Here is a 15771-nt window from a genome sequence, read left to right as displayed (position 1 = left end):
TGATCGGGCAGAGCACGCGACCGGCTCTGCCCGTCAAGTCAGCGACGCAGCCGGGCCGCCGCTGCCAGGACCGGCGTGGCTGCGGCGGTGGCGGCGGCTCCCAGAGCGGTGTCGGTGGCGAGGATCCACCGAACGGTCTTCATCGCCAACCTCAGAACCTCGCTGCCACGCTGGCGCATCTCGGCCTCGAATCGTCCGACGGCAGCAGTGCTGTCGTCTTCGGACAGGTGCCGCACCAAGCTCGCGGCGTCACGAATCGCTGCGCCCGCACCCATTCCCGCGGTCGGCGGTGTGGCGTGGACGGCGTCGCCGAGTGCGGTGATCCGGCCCGCGGGCCACGGGGCGAGGTCGGCCGCGCGGGTGGAGGCGGCGTTGAACCGGAACGCGGCGACGCTGTCCGGGTCGGCCTTGGCGATGACTTCGAGGGTGCGCTCGGCCCAGCGCTGCTTGCGGAACCGGTCGAGCAGCGCGGCTTGCAGTTCGCGGCCGTGCAGGGTGCGGAGGGCGTCGGTCGCGGCGGATTCGGGGAACATGGCGCCCCAGATGTAGGTGGGTCCGGTGGTGACCGACATCCGCAGTTCGGGAGCGTCGAGCGCGGCATTGCCGACCGGGTCGAGGAAACCGACGTACAGCGCCGCACCGTGCGGGGCGATCGCGGTGCCGGAACGGGATCGCAGCCGCTGCTGCTCGGCCGTGCTCAGGTCGGGCCGGCGGGTGCGGCCGGAGAACCCGATGATGCCCGCCGGCCGGTTGGTCGGACCGCCCGCCAGGTGCCGGGCGACCACCGAGTGGGCCCCGTCCGCGCCGACCACGAGGTCCGCCGAGACCGGCGCGCCGTCGGAGAAGAGGACCTGGGGGCCGTCATTGCTGACACCGGAGACGGCGCGTTCCAGGTACAGGTCGTCGCCGACCGCCTCGGCCAGCAGGGTGCGCAGGGTGATTCGGTCGACGTCCACGCTGCCGCTGCCGCTCAAGTCCGGGCCCTGTCCGAGAAGCCGGCCGCGGCGGTCCCAGAACGCGTCGCGCTCGCGGAGCCGCAGCGCCGAACCCGAGGCCAGCAGCCGTTGCATGATCTTCGGTTCCACCAATTCCGCCAGCGCCGACTGCGCCCGGTCGTCCAAAGTGATGTGGTAGCCGCCCGTCGCCGCCACATCGGTGTCGCGGTCGTACACCGCCACGTCGAACCCCCGGCCGCGCAATCCCGCGCCTAGCGCGAGCCCGCCAATTCCGCCGCCGACTACAACCACCCGCATGCTTGCCTGTCCTTCCGCTCTTTCCGGAACGGAACCCACCTTGCCCCGAGTAGTGGACACCGAGTGGCCAGTACAAAATAGGGAGATGGCGAACACCTCGCACCGGGCTCTCCGGCTGCTGTCCCTCCTCGGCTCCGGACGGGTGTGGCCGCTGCGCGAACTCGCCGCCCGGCTGGAGACCAGCGAACGCACCGTCCGCCGCGACATCGAAACCCTGCGCGGGCTCGAGTACTCGATCGAGACCGTCCACGGTCCCGACGGCGGCTACCGCCTCGGCGCCGGAAACACGTTGCCGCCGTTGCTGTTCGACCACGACCAGGCCCTCGCGGTCGCGGTCGCGCTGCAAACCGCGCCCAGCACGATGTTCGGCCTCGGCGACGACGCTTCGCGCGCACTGGCGACCCTGCACCAGGTCATGCCTCCCGAGCTGCGGGCGTCGATGGAATCCCTGCGCCTGACCCGATTGCGGAACTACTGGGAATTCCCCGGACCGCCGATCGACTCGGCGGCGCTCACCGCGGTGGGGACTGCGGTGCGGCGCCGCCGGCTGCTGGTCGCCGAGTTCCTGCGCCCGGACGGCACCCGCCCGGACCCCGCCGACGCAGATTTCCGGCCCGCGCACCGGATCGAGCCGCACCACCTGGTCGTCTGGGCGGCGAGGTGGTACCTGGTCGCCTACGACCGCACCGACAGCCAATGGCGGGTGCACCGGGTCGACCGGCTGCGTCCCCGGCCGACCACCCAGAACTTCCGCGCTCGCGAGCTTCCCGCCGACGACCTGGCCCAGTTCGTGATGAGCACGCACGACCGCGGCGACACCCCGGCGGAGTGGCCGTGCACCGGCTCCGCCCGCCTCGGTCTGCCCGCGCACGTCGTGGCCCGCTGGGCGCCGGGCGGATCGGTGGTGGAACACCTCGACGCCGAGCATGCGCGGCTCACCCTCGGCGCTTGGTCGTGGGCCGGGATCGCGGGCATCCTGGCCACTTTCGATACCGAGATGACCGACGTCCGGCCGCGCGAACTCGTCGACGCCTGCCGTCGGCTTTCCCAGCGGTGGACGACGATCGACGACGCGGGATGAAGCCGTGACCTGCTAGCGTTGCCTTCGTGGTGCAGAAAGCCCAGGTGTCCGAAGCGCGGTCTAGGCTGCTCGCGACGGCCACCCGGATCTTCTACGCCGAGGGTCTCCATTCAGTGGGGATCGACCGGATCGTGGCGGAGGCGAAGGTCACCCGGGCCACGCTGTACCGGCATTTCCCGGGCAAGGAAGACCTCGTCGTCGCGTATCTGCAGGGCGTGTCCGAGATGGAGCGCGACGGGGTCGGCAAGATCCTCGCCGGCAATCCGCCGGCGGCTGATGCCCTGCGTGCCGTCGCCGGATTCATCGCGGAGAGCATCCAGTCCGCGCACTTCCGCGGCTGCGCGTTCCTCAACGCGGCCGCGGAATACCCGGACCCCAAACACCCCGTGCACCAAGCGGTCCTGACGCACCGCGAATGGTTCCTGCGCATGGTCACAGACTTGCTCGCGCAGGTCGGCGAGACCGCGCCGGAGCCCGCGGCGCGGCATTTCGTCATGCTGCGCGACGGTGCGATGGCCTCTGGCTGCCTCACGAACGCGGCCGAGGTCGGCGAGACGTTCCTCCAGGGCATCGAGGGCATCCTGCGGTTCCGCCTCGACTCCGCGGCCCCGTAACACTTCCGAAAGAACGGGGCATCTTGACGCTGCCCGGGCGGGCCGACAGGCTACTAGGGAGAACGAACGTTCTATCTCCCTAGTAGTCCTGGAAGGATTCTCGTGACCATCGTTGACTCGCCCGCCGGAAGTGCCGTGGCGTTGCGCCGGTTGTATTTCGTGCGGTTCGCCTTCGCCGTCGTCTGGGCGGCGCTGCTGTTCCTCACCGCCAAATCGCACCTCGGCCCGATCGGGGCGGTGCTGGTCGTCGCGTACCCGCTGTTCGACGTCGCCGCCGCGGTCGTGGACGCGCGCTCGACCCGCGCCGCCGGGCTGTACGTGAACATCGCGATCAGCCTGCTGGCCGGAGTCGGCCTGGCGATCGCCAGCGCGTCCGGCATCCCGGCGGTGCTGCGGGTGTGGGGCGCGTGGGCCGTCGTCGCGGGGCTGGTCCAGCTGGTCGTGGCGGTCGGCCGTCGCCGGATGGGCGGCCAGTGGCCGATGATCCTCAGCGGCGGGATCTCCGTGCTGGCCGGTGCGAGCTTCATCGTCGGGGCCGCCGCGCCGGAGCCGTCGCTGGCGAACGTGGCCGGTTACGCCGTGCTGGGCGGCATCTTCTTCCTGGTCTCGGCGATCCGGCTGGGTCGCACTGCGGACTCTGAGTTCAGGCGAGCGTAAGGAAGAGCTTCGGCGGGCGGCGGGACGGTCAGGCTTCGTCGGCCGTGTCGGGTTCGTTGCGCTTCTGCCGCAGGGATCGGCGCAGCAGCATCGTCGTGAGCACGATGATGACCAGGGCCAGCGCCACGACGACATCCGGGACGGCGCCGAAAACTCGCTGAACCGTCTCCTGTGCCTCGAATTGCTGGTCCACCCCGACCGCGGCGCCGACGGCCGCGGTGCCGTCGGTCGCGAGGAACAGGACTCCGATGGCGATGAACAGCAGGCCGGAGATCAGCGACGTCGACTGGGTTCGCAGCGGGCCGATGCGCAGTTCGCGGCCGCGCAGCCAGCGTCGCGACGACAGGTGCAGGCGGTCCCAGAGCAGGGCCAGCGCGAACAGCGGCACCGCCATTCCGGCCGCGTAGACGGCCATCAGCAGCGCGCCGTAGACGGGGTGTGCGCCGAGCGCGGCGACGGTGAGGATCCCGCCCAGCAGCGGGCCGGAGCAGAATCCGGCGAGGCCGTACACGGCGCCGAGCGCGAAAACCGAGGCCAGGCTGGAGATTCGCCGTCGTCCGGCGAATCGTCCGGCCGCCGTGCTGCCGAATCCCAGGCCCGCGATGGTCATCAAGCCGAGCAGGATCAGCAGCGCTCCGCCGACGGTGGTGGCGATGCCGCGGTAGCGGGTGAGCAGTTCGCCGATCGCCGCCACCCCGGCGCCCAGCGGCACGAGCACGACCATAAGACCGGCGAGAAACGCCGCAGTGCGGGAAAGCAGCGCACCGACTGTCCCGAACGCGTAGGCGAAGAACGACGGCAGCAGCAGCGCCGCGCATGGGCTGACCAGAGAAAGGAGGCCGCCGAGAAACGCGGTGAGCAGGCTGACGCCGGTCACGACGCACCGGCCAGTGCCCGCTCGATCTGCTGCTTGAACAGTTCCGTCGGCTGGGCGCCGAGGACCGGATAGCCGTTCACGGAGAAGGCCGGCGTGCTGGACACCCCGAGTGCGGACGCCTCCGCGAGGTCCGTGCGCACCTCCTGGGCCAGCTGCGGGGACTTGGTGTCTTGCTGGAACCGGGCCAGGTCGGGAACGCCTGCGCTGCGCGCGAACTGCAGGAGCCGATCCGGCGGAAGGTCGGGGTGTCCCTTGTCGGGCGCCGCGTCGTAGACCGCGTGGTTGAACTCCCAGAATTTCCCCTGGAGCGCGGCCGCGCGTCCGGCTATGGCCGCCTGCATCGACTGGTCGCCGAAAATGGGGAAGTCGCGCCATTCGATCCGCAGTTTGCCGGCGTCGACGTACTGCTTGGCCAGCGCGCGTTCGGTGTCCTTGCTGAACTTCGCGCAGAAGGGGCACCGGTAGTCGGAGAAGATCACCATGGTCACGGGTGCGTCCGGCCTGCCGAGGGCGAGCGGGTCGCCGGGCTTGCGATGGGCGAGTTCGCCGAGCGGGCCGAGGGACGGCTTGGCCGACGGGGCCACGGAGGCGGGAGAGGCGTTCGTGTCCGTTTTCGAGGAGACGACCGCGAAGACGACGAGTCCCAGCACGGCGACCGCCAGCGCCAGCGCGAGGACGAGGGTGGGAACTCTGCCGGTTCGCCGGGACATGCCGCCGACTCCTCTACTAAGTCGATAGTAGTTAACTACTAAGAACGTAGTAGACAGCGGCGGGCAACGGTCGGCCGGGTGCCGGGACAGGTCAGCTGGTACGGCTCAGGCAGAGCATCGTGAGCGACGCGGCCGCCATCGCGGCGGACGCCAGCGGCGGCAGGAGCGCCGTGGTTCCGGCGAGGCCTCGGGAGATCGCGCCGGAGCGTTGCAGCATCGGCGAACGGGGCCTGCTCAGCCACGAAACCCTGGCTTGCAGGTGCGCGCCGAAACCGACGACGCTGGGCGGGGCGGCGCTGGGCGCCATCGAGTGCAGGGCGCCGGTGACGGCGGGAAGACCGCAGGCGTTGACCGCTGCGGCGTCTGCGGACAGTTCGCAGAGCACGGAGATCGCGGCCGGGGCGGCTCGGCACAGCGGCACCCGCGGCAGTGCGCGCGCCATCGAGTGCGCGAGCGTGACCGCGAGGTGGTGCCGGCCGCGCAGATGCGCTCGTTCATGCGCGAGGACAGCTTCGGCGACGTCGTCGTCTAGGTGTTCCACTGCGGTCGAGGCGACGACGACCCCGCGGCGGAATCGGCCGATGGAGAAGGCCAACGGCGTTTCGCCGGGCACCCACCAGACACCGTCGGCTTCGCGGGCGACCGCGCGCAGGGTTCTCGCGTGGTCGCGGCGGCGCCGGCTGCCGTCGATCAGATCCGCGGTCAGCACGCTGCCGATCCGGAGGAGGAGAACCAGCACCGTGAGGCCGATGACGAGGCGGGTGAGCAGAAGCCACGGGAACGCGGAGCGGCCGATCGCCCGCCAGCACGCGGTCGCGAGCCCGAACGCCCCGTCCGGGACGGCTGGGTCCGGGCTCAGCAGGATCACGGCTGCCGAGAAGGCGGTCGCGACCATCGAGAGCGCGGCGACCAGCCAGGCGCAGAGCGACAGAGAGGGATGGACCCGCGGCGTGCTGCCGGGCCGCAGGTAGCGGGGCGCCCCGGCGGCGATGACGACCGAGGCGAGCAGCAAGGCGACCGCGAGCGTCACGAGCGGCCCGGTTTCCGGGGCTCGTCGCCAGGGCGGGACTGGTCGAGGGCCTGGCGCAGGAACTCCGACTCCTCGGTGTTCATGTCGCGGGCGAAGCTCATCAGGACCCCGCGGGGATCTCCCAGCGAGGCGAGCAGATCGCGGAGCATCTGCGCGCCGGCCTCCTCTCGGGCGCGGGCGGGACGGTAGGACCATGCGCGCCCGTCGCGTTCCCGGACGACCCAGCCTTTGGTGTGCAGGTTGTCGAGCACGGTCATCACGGTGGTGTAGGCGAGATCGCGCTCGACCCGCAGCGTCGATTGGACAGCGCGGACCGTCTGCGGGACGTCGGAGTCCCACAGCGCCGCCATGACCCGGCTTTCCAGGTCGCCCAAACCAGCCACCTCAGTGATTTACCACAGGCCCGGTCCGGACTGTCGGCCGGACCGGGCCCGGCGGTCAGCGGCTCAGCGTGCTGGCGAGACCAGCCCATCCCGGAGCGCCGATCCGGACGAACATGGGCGTCGTGTCCAACGGAGCGGCGTAGTCGTGCAGCGTCCGGCCGCCCAGTTCGACCCGCTTGGTGTGCGGGTCGAACCACAGCCCGGACGGCAGCGCGATGTCTCGCGTACTGCCCGCCGTGATCATCGGGGCCGCCAGCAGGGCGGGGCCGAGCAGCCACTCGTCATCGACGGTGTCGAAGCGGTGGTCGGCGGGGAAGTCGAAGTACACCGGCCGCATGATCGGCGTGCCGTCCTTGACTGCTTGCTGTACCTGGGTTTTCAGGTAGCCCGCCAGCTTCGCGTGGGTGCGGACCGCGTCGGCGTACAGCTTCGCGGTGTCGGCAGGGTAGGCGACCGGCTTGCCGGTCGTGGTGTCGACCGTCGTCACCGGGGAGGTCGAGGCGTACATCAGGGGCATCAGCGATGCGGCCTGCGCCCAGCGCACCAGCACCTCGCGCGACGGCGGGGGCATGCTGTTCGAACCGCCGATCATGTCCGTCTCGACGAACGGGTAGCCGTTGGCCGAGATCGCCGACGCGCGGCGCAGCGACGTGCGCAGGCCGTCCCACGTCGTGTCCGCGTCGACTGCCCGGATGACGAACCCGTAGCGCTGGTTGCCCCAGTGCGTGCGGATGCCCGCGCCCTGCTGGTCGAACGCGTCGGTCATGTCCGCGCCCAGCTTCTGGTAGTCCTGCGGGGTCAGGTTCCCGGTGGCGGCGCAGCGGTCGTCGAAGAAGCGGGTGTCGAACTTGAAGCCGTCGACGCCGTAGTCCGCCATCAGTTTCCGCAGGTTGCCGGTGTACCAGTCCCGGGCCTGCGGGTTGCCGAGGTCGATGATGCCCGCGGTGCCGTTCCACCAGGTCACCGTGCACGGCTGGGCCGGGTTTCCCTTGGCGCGCACCAGATAGCCGTGGTCGCGGGCGTAGGCGTAGTTCGCCGAGTCCAGGTTGATCCAGAACGTGGTCCACAGGCCGAACTTCTGGCCCATCGCGTGGATGTCGGCGGCCAGTTTCTTCGGGTCCGGGAACGTCTTCTGGTCGAAGGTCAGGTTGCCGTAGTTGGATTCCCATTTGTCGTCGAGTTGCACGGTGTGCCCGGCGACGCCCGCCGCTTTCAGGTCACGCGCCCACGAAAGCACCTTGTCCTGGTCGATGTCGCGGTAGTACTGCGCCCAGGAATTCCACAGTGGACTCGCGTACTCGGCCGCGGACGCGTCGCTCTTGGCGGGCTTGCCGACTTCGCCGACGTAGTCGTCGTAGACCGCGCGGCGGCTCGACTCCACGAACACCGTGCTTGAGTATTCCGCGGAGTTCGTCACGGTCAGATCTCCGCGCCCGCCGGCGAGCGTGACCTTCATCGGCTGTGCGGTGCGGACGAAGAGCCCGACCGACTTCGAGGTGAAGAAGTAGGGTTCTTGCATCATGTAGCTGGCGGGGGAGAACTCCGGTTCGTCCACCGTGCCCGCGGAAAGCGGGTATGGCTGGGTTTTCCCTTCGCTGGTTTCGCCGCCGCCGTACCAGTGGCCGGACGACGTCAGGTCGAAGTGGGTCGCGCGCTGTCCGGCGGCGAGCCCGTCGACCGTCCACTTCAGCTCGAACCGGTCCGGGCGCGGGGTGATCCGCAGGGCCACCGTTCGCCCAGCGGTGCTGTCGGCGCGGGCGACGACGGTCGTGCCCTCTCGCGAGATCGATCGCACGCGCGTTGCGACGCCGCCGTCGAAGGTGAACGCGTCTGACGCGGTGCGCAGCAGTTGTTCGCCGCCGCGCGAAAGGCTGATGCCCAGCCGGGCGGTGTCGATGCGCAGTTGATAGCCGGGGGAATCGGGGCCGCGCGGCACTGAGATCGAAGAGAGCGGTTCCGCGGCGGCGGGAGCCGCGACGGAAGCGGTGAGGATGAGCCCGGCCGCCGCGTACGCGAGTCGTCGAGGCACTGGAAGCACTGGAGCCTCCCATTCTGCGTGAATATGCTCAATGTGACGCTCGAACCTGCAGTAGTAAGCACGTCACGCGGCGGCCTTGTCAAGGGCGGGTATGCGTCGCGAAGCGGGGTGTCCTGAAGGGACGGAGACGTGTTTCAGCCGCCGTCCGCGGGAGACGCGGCGGACGGCGAGCGGGACCGGGCGTTCAGGCGATCTGCACCGGGATTCCGGCGGCTTTGAGGGCGGCGGCGACGTCGGGGTCGGCGTCGCTGTCCGTCACGACCTCGTGGACGTCGGTGATGTCGCAGATGCGGGCGAAGGCGCGGCGGCCGAGTTTCGAACTGTCCGTCACGGCCACTACCCGGGCGGCGTTGTGCACCATGAGCCGGTTGATGTCCGCCTCGCCCTCGTGGCAGGCGAACGCGCCCGCCGTGGGGTGCAAGGCGTCCACGCCGAGGAACAGCAGGTCAAGGCTGAGCTGGCTGAGCACCAGGGTGGCCAGCGGCCCGCTCAGCTCGAACGACTGCGGGCGGGCGACCCCTCCGGTGACGACGATCTTCATGTTCGGCCGCACGGCCAGCTCGTGGGCGATGTTGAGCGCGTTGGTCACGATGGTGAGGCCGGGGGCGTCGGCCAGGTCCGCGCGCATGGCCAGCGCCCTGGCGACGCCCGCGGTCGTGGTGCCGCCGTTGAGGCCGATGACCATCCCGTTGGACACCAGTGCCGCCGCCGCGGCGCTGATCCGCTGTTTTTCCGGGGCGTGGCGGGCGGTTTTGTAGCGCAGCGGCAGATCGTAGGCAAGGTCGTTCGCGACGGCGCCGCCGTGGGTGCGGGTGAGCAGCTGCTGTTCGGCGAGGTGGTCCAGGTCGCGGCGGATCGTGGCGGCGGAGACGTTCAGCTCCGCGGCCACCTCTTCGACGTCGAGCTTCTCCCGCTTCGCCAAGAGGTCCAACAGTGTGCTCAACCGTTCGTGCCGAGCCATCGGCTTGTGCTCCCTTCGGGCCGGTCCCCGTGCCTGCTTTCCCGCCGCGGCGTCATTGTTCACCCCGACGGCCGATCGCGCTCATCCGGCCCCGCCGCCGGTTTTCATCCGGAAGTCGTATTCGGCGGGCAGCGGGCCGGGGGAGATCGCGTGCCACACATCGCTCAGCGACGTCTCGCCCTCGCGGATCCCGGGCACGGTGAACCCTCGTTCGTACACCTCGCGCGCCCCGTCGAGGTCGCCGAGCGCGAGCGAGATCCGCGCCCGCAGCAACGCGAACCGGCCTTCGACCGGCCACGGTTCGAGCAATTCCCGCGCGGTCCCGGGAGCACCGGCGGCGAGCTGCGCGGCGATGGCCTCCAGCGCCAGCGGTGCCAGTTTCGGCAGCAGGTCCAGCGCCCGCCGGTAGTACTCCGCGGCGCGCGCCGGATCGTCTTGGGCGACGGCTAGGTTGCGCCACGCCCAGCCGTTCGGCTCCGACTCGGCCGACCGGTGCCACGCGGCCGCCGCGCCGTCCCGGTCGCCTGCCGCCCATCGGGCGATTCCCCGGTGGTACCAGGTGAGCCAGCCCTGGTCGGGCACGGCCTCCAGCAGCTCGGCCCAATGCCGGTTGACGAGCGTGTCCGGAGGTTCTGCGGCGGGTTCGGCCCGGGGTGCCACGCCGTCGAGCAAGTCCAGCCACGGCTGCTGGGCGGCGCCGAGGCTGCTCCCGGGAAACGGCGTGCCGGGCAGTTCCACCAGCATCCGGCGGGTTTCCAACGCGCCCCAGCCGGAGCCCTCCGCGAGGAGTTCCCCGGGCGCGGCGTCGGCGGCCGCGCGCCATTCTCGCCACCGCCGGTCCAGCTCCCCGGCGGCGGGCAGCCCGGCGGCGACCGAGGCGAGCGCGGCGGGCCAGTCCGGCCCGTGCGCGATCTCCGGGTCGGCCGCGACCGGACCGTAGCTTTCGAGCCAGTCCCACGAGGCACCCGCGGGCAGCCGCAGGTGTTCGAGCTGCGTCCGGGCAAGCCCGGCCTGGATTTCGAGGTATCCGCCCATCCCGGGCGCGAGCCAGTCTTGCCACCGGCGTCCGCCCGCGGATTCGCCCCACACGAACAGTTTCCGCCCGCGCAGCCGCGCCGTGGACGCCTGGCCGAGCCCGTGCCCGTCCGCGTCCACGGCGGCGATCCACGGCGGACCGCCGACCTCGAAGAAATAGTCGGCCGCCGCCGTCGCTCGGGCGGGATAGGTCAGGTCGCCGGTCACGTCGACGAGGTCCAGCCGCCCGGAATAGCCGTAGTGCCAGGCCTTGTCGGCGGGGGCGAGCACGCGAGTCCCGGCTGTTTGCGCCACCGCGGTGTTGGACCACCAATAGACCGGCACGTCGCTGTCGTGCGGATTGCGGATCCGTACTCCGACGAACAGCCGCCGCGATCCTTCGGGCAGCCAGAAATCCAGCTGGTACGGCAGATCGCGGGTGCGTTCCCATTCCCACAGCCGCAGCACCGGTTCGCCGCCCGGCCCAGGCACCTCGGCGGCGAACATCGGCGCGCAGGTGAGCGTGGTGTGCCCGGTGCTGCCGAGGTTCCACTCGACGCCGCCGGCGAACCACGCGTCGCGCAGCGCCAGGTTCGCCGGCTGGAACACCGGGTTGCGGTACACCAGGTCCCGGCCGGTTTCCTTGTCGAGCAAGGAATGCAGCCGTCCGCCGAGTCCGGGAAGGACGGTCGCGCGCAGCAGGTCGTTCTCCAGCACCAGCGCGGGCAGCCGCTGCTCGGTCCGCTCGCGGCCGTACCCGTCCTGGATCCGGTACGGCAGCACCGTGTCGAGCCGACCGTAGGACAGGTTCGCCGCGAGGTCCGCGGGAAGCTCGTCCGCATTGACCACCGACGCGGCCTGTTCGGTCCGGACCAGCGGCGGCAACGGGTTCTCCGGGCCCAGTTCGGCCGCGGGAAGCACGAGCCCGGTGCTCGTGATCGTGGTCATGCGTCCGGCAGCCGTTCGCCGGACGCGGCGTCGAACAGGTGCGCCGCGCCGGTCCGCGGCGCCAGCGAGATCTCCTCGCCGCGTCGCCACGGCGCCATGCCCGGCGTCCGAACCGTCAGCACCCGGTCCCCGGCCCGGCAGTAGAGGTACTGATCGCTGCCGAGTTCTTCGACGACTTCGACGACCGCGCGGTATCCGGAGCCGCCGATGTCCCAGCCTTCCGGCCGCACGCCGACGACGATGCCCGGCCCGGTCAGCGCGGACCGCTGCGCCGGAGTCAGCGGGAGCGTGCCGTCGCCCGCCGCCGCGCCGGAACTGTCCACTGTGGTCTCGATGAGGTTCATCGCGGGCGAGCCGATGAAGCCCGCGACGAACACGTTGCGCGGGCGCTCGAAGAGCCCGACCGGGGAATCGCATTGCTGCAGCACGCCGTCGCGCAGCACGGCCACCCGGTCGCCCATCGTCATCGCTTCGATCTGGTCGTGCGTGACGTACAGCGTGGTGGTGCCGAGCCGCCGCTGCAGCGACGCGATCTGCGTGCGGGTCTGCACCCGCAGTTTGGCGTCCAGATTGGACAGCGGCTCGTCCATCAGGAACACGCTCGGCTCGCGCACGATCGCGCGGCCCATCGCCACCCGCTGCCGTTGCCCGCCCGACAGCTTCGCCGGGCGCCGGTCGAGGTATTCGGTCAGGTCGAGCGTGACCGCGGCTTCGCGGACCCGGCGTTCCCGCTCGGCCTTCGGCATGCGCGCGAGCTTGAGGTGGAAGCCGATGTTCTCCGCGACGGTCATGTGCGGGTAGAGCGCGTAGTTCTGGAACACCATCGCGATGTCCCGCTCCTTCGGCGGCAGCGCGGTGACGTCCTTCTCGCCGATGCGGATCGAGCCCTCGTCCACGCCCTCCAGCCCGGCGAGCATCCGCAGGGTGGTCGATTTGCCGCAGCCGGAAGGGCCGACCAGCACCAGGAATTCGCCGTCGGCGACCTCCAGGTCGAGCCCGTCCACCGCGGGGCGCTCGACCCCGGCGTAGTAGCGGGTGGTGTCGGTGAAACTCACGGTGGCCATCAGAGTCCTACTTTCCGGCGCCGAGGGTCAGGCCGGTGATGATCCGGCGGGCGAGCACGACGTAGAGCAGCAGCATCGGGAGCACGACGATCGCCACGCCGGCGATCAGCCCGCCGTACTCGGACTGGTAGCTGGCCGCGCCGTAGAAGGTGAACAGCGCGCGCGAGAGCGTGAAGTGGGCCTGATCCTTGAGGAACACGATCGCCAGCAGGGTTTCGTTCCACAGCCCGATCGCGTTGAGCGTCAGCGCGGTGATCACGCCGCCGCGGGCCAGCGGCAGGACGACCGAGACGAACACCCGCACCGGCGAGGCGCCGTCGAGCGCCGCGGCCTCTTCGATCTCGTCGGGCAGCGAGCGGAAGAACCCGGTCAACAGGAACACCGTGAACGGGATGGACAGCGCCACGTAGAGCACGAACAGCCCGTACTGGTTGTCGAGGTGGATCTCGCTGAACGCGACGAACAGCGGGATGATCACGGTCTGGAACGGCACGCCCATGCCGATCGCGACGCCGTTGGTCAGCACGCCCGAACCGCGCACGCCGAGCCGGGTGAGCGCGTAAGCGCACGGCGCGGAGACCGCGACCGTGGCGATCGTCGCCAGCCCGACCAGGACCACTGTGGACAGCACGGCGTCGCCGAATCCGGCGTTGTTCCAGGCGTAGACGAAGTTCCGGAACGGCTTGCCGACGTGGAACCACTGGTACGGCAGGGCGAACGGCTTGGTGAAGATCTCCACCGGGGTCTTGAACGCCGCGGTGATCAGCCAGTACAGCACCAGCAGGTTGCCCGCGGTGAACAACCACACGATCGCTGAGCCGAGCAGCCGCAGCGGGCTGAGCCTGCGGCTGCCGGGAGCCGGGCGGGGCCGGCGCGGCGGGGTGCGCCGGGGTTTGCCCGGTGTGGCGGCGCGCGGCGCTTCCGTGACGGTCACGGGATCTCCTTCAGAACTGGATGGCGTCACGGCGCATCAGCCGCCGCAGCAGCACGACGAGGATCGACACGAGCGCGATCATCGCGACCGCGCAGGCGCAGGCCGCGCCGAAGTCCGGCGTGCCGTTCGAGCCGAAGGTCCGGTCGAACACGTAGATGCCGAGCGTCCACGCCCGGTTCGGCGGGGCGTAGGTGCCGGGCCCGGCGAGCACGAAGACGAGTTCGAAGATCTTGAGCGCGTTGATCGTCCACAGCACCCCGGCCACGCCCACCACGTCCCAGGTGAGCGGCAGCGTGATGGAGCGGAACTTCTGCCACGGCGAGGCGCCGCCGAGGTCCGCGTCCTCGTAGAGGTGCGGCGGGATCTGGTCCACCGCGGCCATCAGGATGGTGATGTAGAAGCCGGAACTGGCCCAGATCAGCGACGCGGTCACCACCCCGGTCACGTTCTCCGGCGCGAGGAACTTCGCCGCGTCCGCGCCGAGGTGCTCCAGCACGTAGTTGGCGAGCCCCTGTTTGCCCGGCTGGTACTTGAACACGAAGCCGAGGAACATGCCGAGCGCGACCGGGGCGACGATGTTCGGGAAGAACAGGATCGCCCGCACGACCTTCCCGCCGCGCATGTCCCGCAGCACCATGGTGAACAGGAACGCGAGCAGGAAGGTGCCGACGCCGCCGAGGAACACGTAGACGAGCGTGTTGCCGAAGGCGTAGCGGAACGCGTCGCTCTGCCACATCCGCACGTAGTTGCCGACGCCCTGCGGCCGCGGCGTGTCGCCCGCGCCGGACCAGCTGGTGAAGCTGAGCACCACGGTCGCGACCGTCGGCAGCACCAGGAACGCCAGATAGAGCGCCAGCGCGGGGGCGGCGAAGGGCCAGAACAGCTTGCGTTTGCGGCTCAGGTGCGGCCCGAGCGCGGGCCGCCGCCCGGCCCGGGCCGCCTGCGTGACCGTCGCCATCAGTGCTGGTTCTTCCAGAAGGCGGCGGACTTCTCGGCGAGCTGCGCCACGAACGCCTCCGGGGTCAGTGCTCCCTTGAGCAGGGCGGTGTCGGCGGGGTCGAACACGTCGGTCTGCCATTTGCCGCCGGCGATCGCGTCGATGCCGTCGTACTGCAGCACGTGTTCCTTCTTCTGGTCGTCCAGGACGGCCTTGACCGGCTTGAGGTCGTCCGGCACCGCGAGATCGGTCCGGGGCACCAGGTTGTCGGCCACCGCGGGGATGCCGGCGAGGTTGCCCTTGTTGAGGAAGTAGGCGATGAACGCCTTGGCCGCGTCGGCGTTCTTGGCCTTCTTGGGCACGGCGAAGCCGATCGACATCTGCTCCACGGTGTCGTGCGTGGCGCCGGGCGGCATCGGGAACTGGAAGGAGCCGTAGTCGATCTTCGTGCCCGCGCCCTGCTTGTCCAGGTATTCGCGGGTTTCGCTCGGCGCCCAGGTGCCGACGTAGAGGAAACGGGCGTCGCCGTCCGCCCAGCGCTGCTGGATCTGCGGGAACTTGGCCGCGTCCCAGCCGTCGACGAAGTACTTCGAGATCCGTGCGGTCTGCGCGGCCGCCTCGCGGAACCCGGGAACGTCGGTCCACGCGCGTCCGGTCGGGTCCTGCGCCGCCTTCGCCAGCCCGCCCGCGCCGACGTAGCGTTCGGCCAGCTGGGTGAAGTAGTACATGTTGTAGAACGGGATGTCGCCGTCCTGGCTGACCGCCGCCTTGCCGTCCGCCTTCGCCTTGTCGAATAGGCCGACCAGCTCGTCCACGGTCTTCGGCTGGCCGAGCGCGCCGCCGGCGGCTTTGTCGTACCACCAGGCGCTGGACTGGATCTCGTACGGCACGAGGAAGCTGTGCCCCTCGCGGTCTTTGTTCTGCGGGAAGTCGTACGAGGTGGGGGAGAGGACGTCCTTGACCGTCTTGTCGCCCTCGCCGATCTTCATGCCGAACACGTCGTCGAGGCTCTGCGTGCCGCCCGGCGTCATGATCGCCGCGCCGACCTTGCTGACGTCCTGGTCGAACAGGTCCGGCACGGTACTGGTGTTGAGCGCCGGTACCAGGTTCTGGGTGTAGGCCTTGCGGCCGAGCCACTGCACGTCGACCTTCACGCCGGTCTTGTCCTGGAAGCACTTCAGCGCTCGTTGCAGCACCTTGCCCTGCGGCTCGTCCGCGGTCCACATGGACCAGTAGACGAGCTGCCCGCCGCTCGCCGGTTTCACGGCCG

Annotated in this window: 15 protein-coding genes; 3 read left to right on the top strand and 12 right to left on the bottom strand. The window is 70.4% G+C overall.

Going from position 1 to position 15771, the window contains the following annotated elements; translation table 11 throughout:
• Positions 1–38: 38 nt before the first annotated feature.
• Complete coding sequence (locus ACFSVL_RS15090; protein WP_378304518.1) at positions 39–1253, bottom strand: FAD-dependent oxidoreductase; 1215 nt, start codon at positions 1251–1253, stop codon at positions 39–41.
• A gap of 85 nt (positions 1254–1338) precedes the next feature.
• On the opposite strand from ACFSVL_RS15090, the gene ACFSVL_RS15085 reads away from it, so the two are divergent.
• The 3 genes from ACFSVL_RS15085 to ACFSVL_RS15075 all read left to right on the top strand — a co-directional run bounded on the left by ACFSVL_RS15085 (position 1339) and on the right by ACFSVL_RS15075 (position 3605).
• A complete protein-coding gene (locus ACFSVL_RS15085; RefSeq protein ID WP_378304517.1) occupies positions 1339–2334 on the top strand; it encodes a helix-turn-helix transcriptional regulator in 996 nt (331 codons plus the stop codon).
• Positions 2335–2378: 44 nt separating this feature from the next.
• Positions 2379–2948, top strand: coding sequence for a TetR/AcrR family transcriptional regulator (locus tag ACFSVL_RS15080; protein WP_378304687.1), 570 nt, complete (start codon positions 2379–2381; stop codon positions 2946–2948).
• Between the two features lie 102 nt (positions 2949–3050).
• Positions 3051–3605 carry a hypothetical protein gene (locus ACFSVL_RS15075; protein ID WP_378304515.1) on the top strand — a complete coding sequence of 185 codons (555 nt, stop codon included), beginning with the start codon at positions 3051–3053 and terminating at the stop codon, positions 3603–3605.
• Between the two features lie 28 nt (positions 3606–3633).
• Here the strand turns inward: ACFSVL_RS15075 and ACFSVL_RS15070 are convergent, their stop codons facing one another.
• From ACFSVL_RS15070 to ACFSVL_RS15020, 11 genes are all read right to left on the bottom strand, one after another.
• Positions 3634–4482 (bottom strand): cytochrome c biogenesis CcdA family protein, encoded by an 849-nt coding sequence (locus ACFSVL_RS15070; protein ID WP_378304513.1) that lies wholly within the window; start codon positions 4480–4482, stop codon positions 3634–3636.
• Complete coding sequence (locus ACFSVL_RS15065) at positions 4479–5192, bottom strand: DsbA family protein (RefSeq protein ID WP_378304511.1); 714 nt, start codon at positions 5190–5192, stop codon at positions 4479–4481. The genes ACFSVL_RS15070 and ACFSVL_RS15065 overlap by 4 nt, the downstream gene beginning before the upstream one ends.
• 91 nt (positions 5193–5283) lie before the next feature.
• Entirely contained in the window at positions 5284–6222 is a 939-nt protein-coding gene (locus ACFSVL_RS15060) for a M56 family metallopeptidase (protein WP_378304510.1), read from the bottom strand.
• The gene (locus ACFSVL_RS15055; protein WP_378304508.1) at positions 6219–6605 is read right to left on the bottom strand and encodes a BlaI/MecI/CopY family transcriptional regulator; all 387 of its coding nucleotides are present in this window, start codon (positions 6603–6605) and stop codon (positions 6219–6221) included. The genes ACFSVL_RS15060 and ACFSVL_RS15055 overlap by 4 nt, the downstream gene beginning before the upstream one ends.
• Before the next feature lie 55 nt (positions 6606–6660).
• A complete protein-coding gene (locus ACFSVL_RS15050) occupies positions 6661–8634 on the bottom strand; it encodes a glycoside hydrolase family 31 protein (protein ID WP_378304506.1) in 1974 nt (657 codons plus the stop codon).
• Between the two features lie 193 nt (positions 8635–8827).
• Positions 8828–9604 (bottom strand): DeoR/GlpR family DNA-binding transcription regulator, encoded by a 777-nt coding sequence (locus ACFSVL_RS15045; protein WP_378304504.1) that lies wholly within the window; start codon positions 9602–9604, stop codon positions 8828–8830.
• A gap of 81 nt (positions 9605–9685) precedes the next feature.
• Positions 9686–11566: a DUF5107 domain-containing protein gene (locus tag ACFSVL_RS15040; protein ID WP_378304502.1), complete on the bottom strand. Its 1881-nt coding sequence runs from the start codon at positions 11564–11566 to the stop codon at positions 9686–9688.
• Positions 11563–12630, bottom strand: a complete 1068-nt coding sequence (locus ACFSVL_RS15035; RefSeq protein ID WP_378304501.1) for an ABC transporter ATP-binding protein — start codon at positions 12628–12630, stop codon at positions 11563–11565. The genes ACFSVL_RS15040 and ACFSVL_RS15035 overlap by 4 nt, the downstream gene beginning before the upstream one ends.
• A gap of 7 nt (positions 12631–12637) precedes the next feature.
• Positions 12638–13564 carry a carbohydrate ABC transporter permease gene (locus ACFSVL_RS15030; RefSeq protein ID WP_378304499.1) on the bottom strand — a complete coding sequence of 309 codons (927 nt, stop codon included), beginning with the start codon at positions 13562–13564 and terminating at the stop codon, positions 12638–12640.
• A gap of 10 nt (positions 13565–13574) precedes the next feature.
• Positions 13575–14522 carry a carbohydrate ABC transporter permease gene (locus tag ACFSVL_RS15025; protein ID WP_378304498.1) on the bottom strand — a complete coding sequence of 316 codons (948 nt, stop codon included), beginning with the start codon at positions 14520–14522 and terminating at the stop codon, positions 13575–13577.
• Positions 14522–15771 (bottom strand): ABC transporter substrate-binding protein (locus tag ACFSVL_RS15020; RefSeq protein WP_378304496.1); only part of this gene is annotated, 1250 nt, incomplete at its 5' end. The genes ACFSVL_RS15025 and ACFSVL_RS15020, both read right to left, overlap by 1 nt.

The organism is Amycolatopsis silviterrae (genome assembly GCF_042684085.1).
Taxonomy (GTDB): domain Bacteria; phylum Actinomycetota; class Actinomycetes; order Mycobacteriales; family Pseudonocardiaceae; genus Amycolatopsis; species Amycolatopsis silviterrae.
The sequence above is the reverse complement of the archived record's forward strand: the minus strand, read 5'-3'. Positions and strand labels throughout refer to the sequence as shown.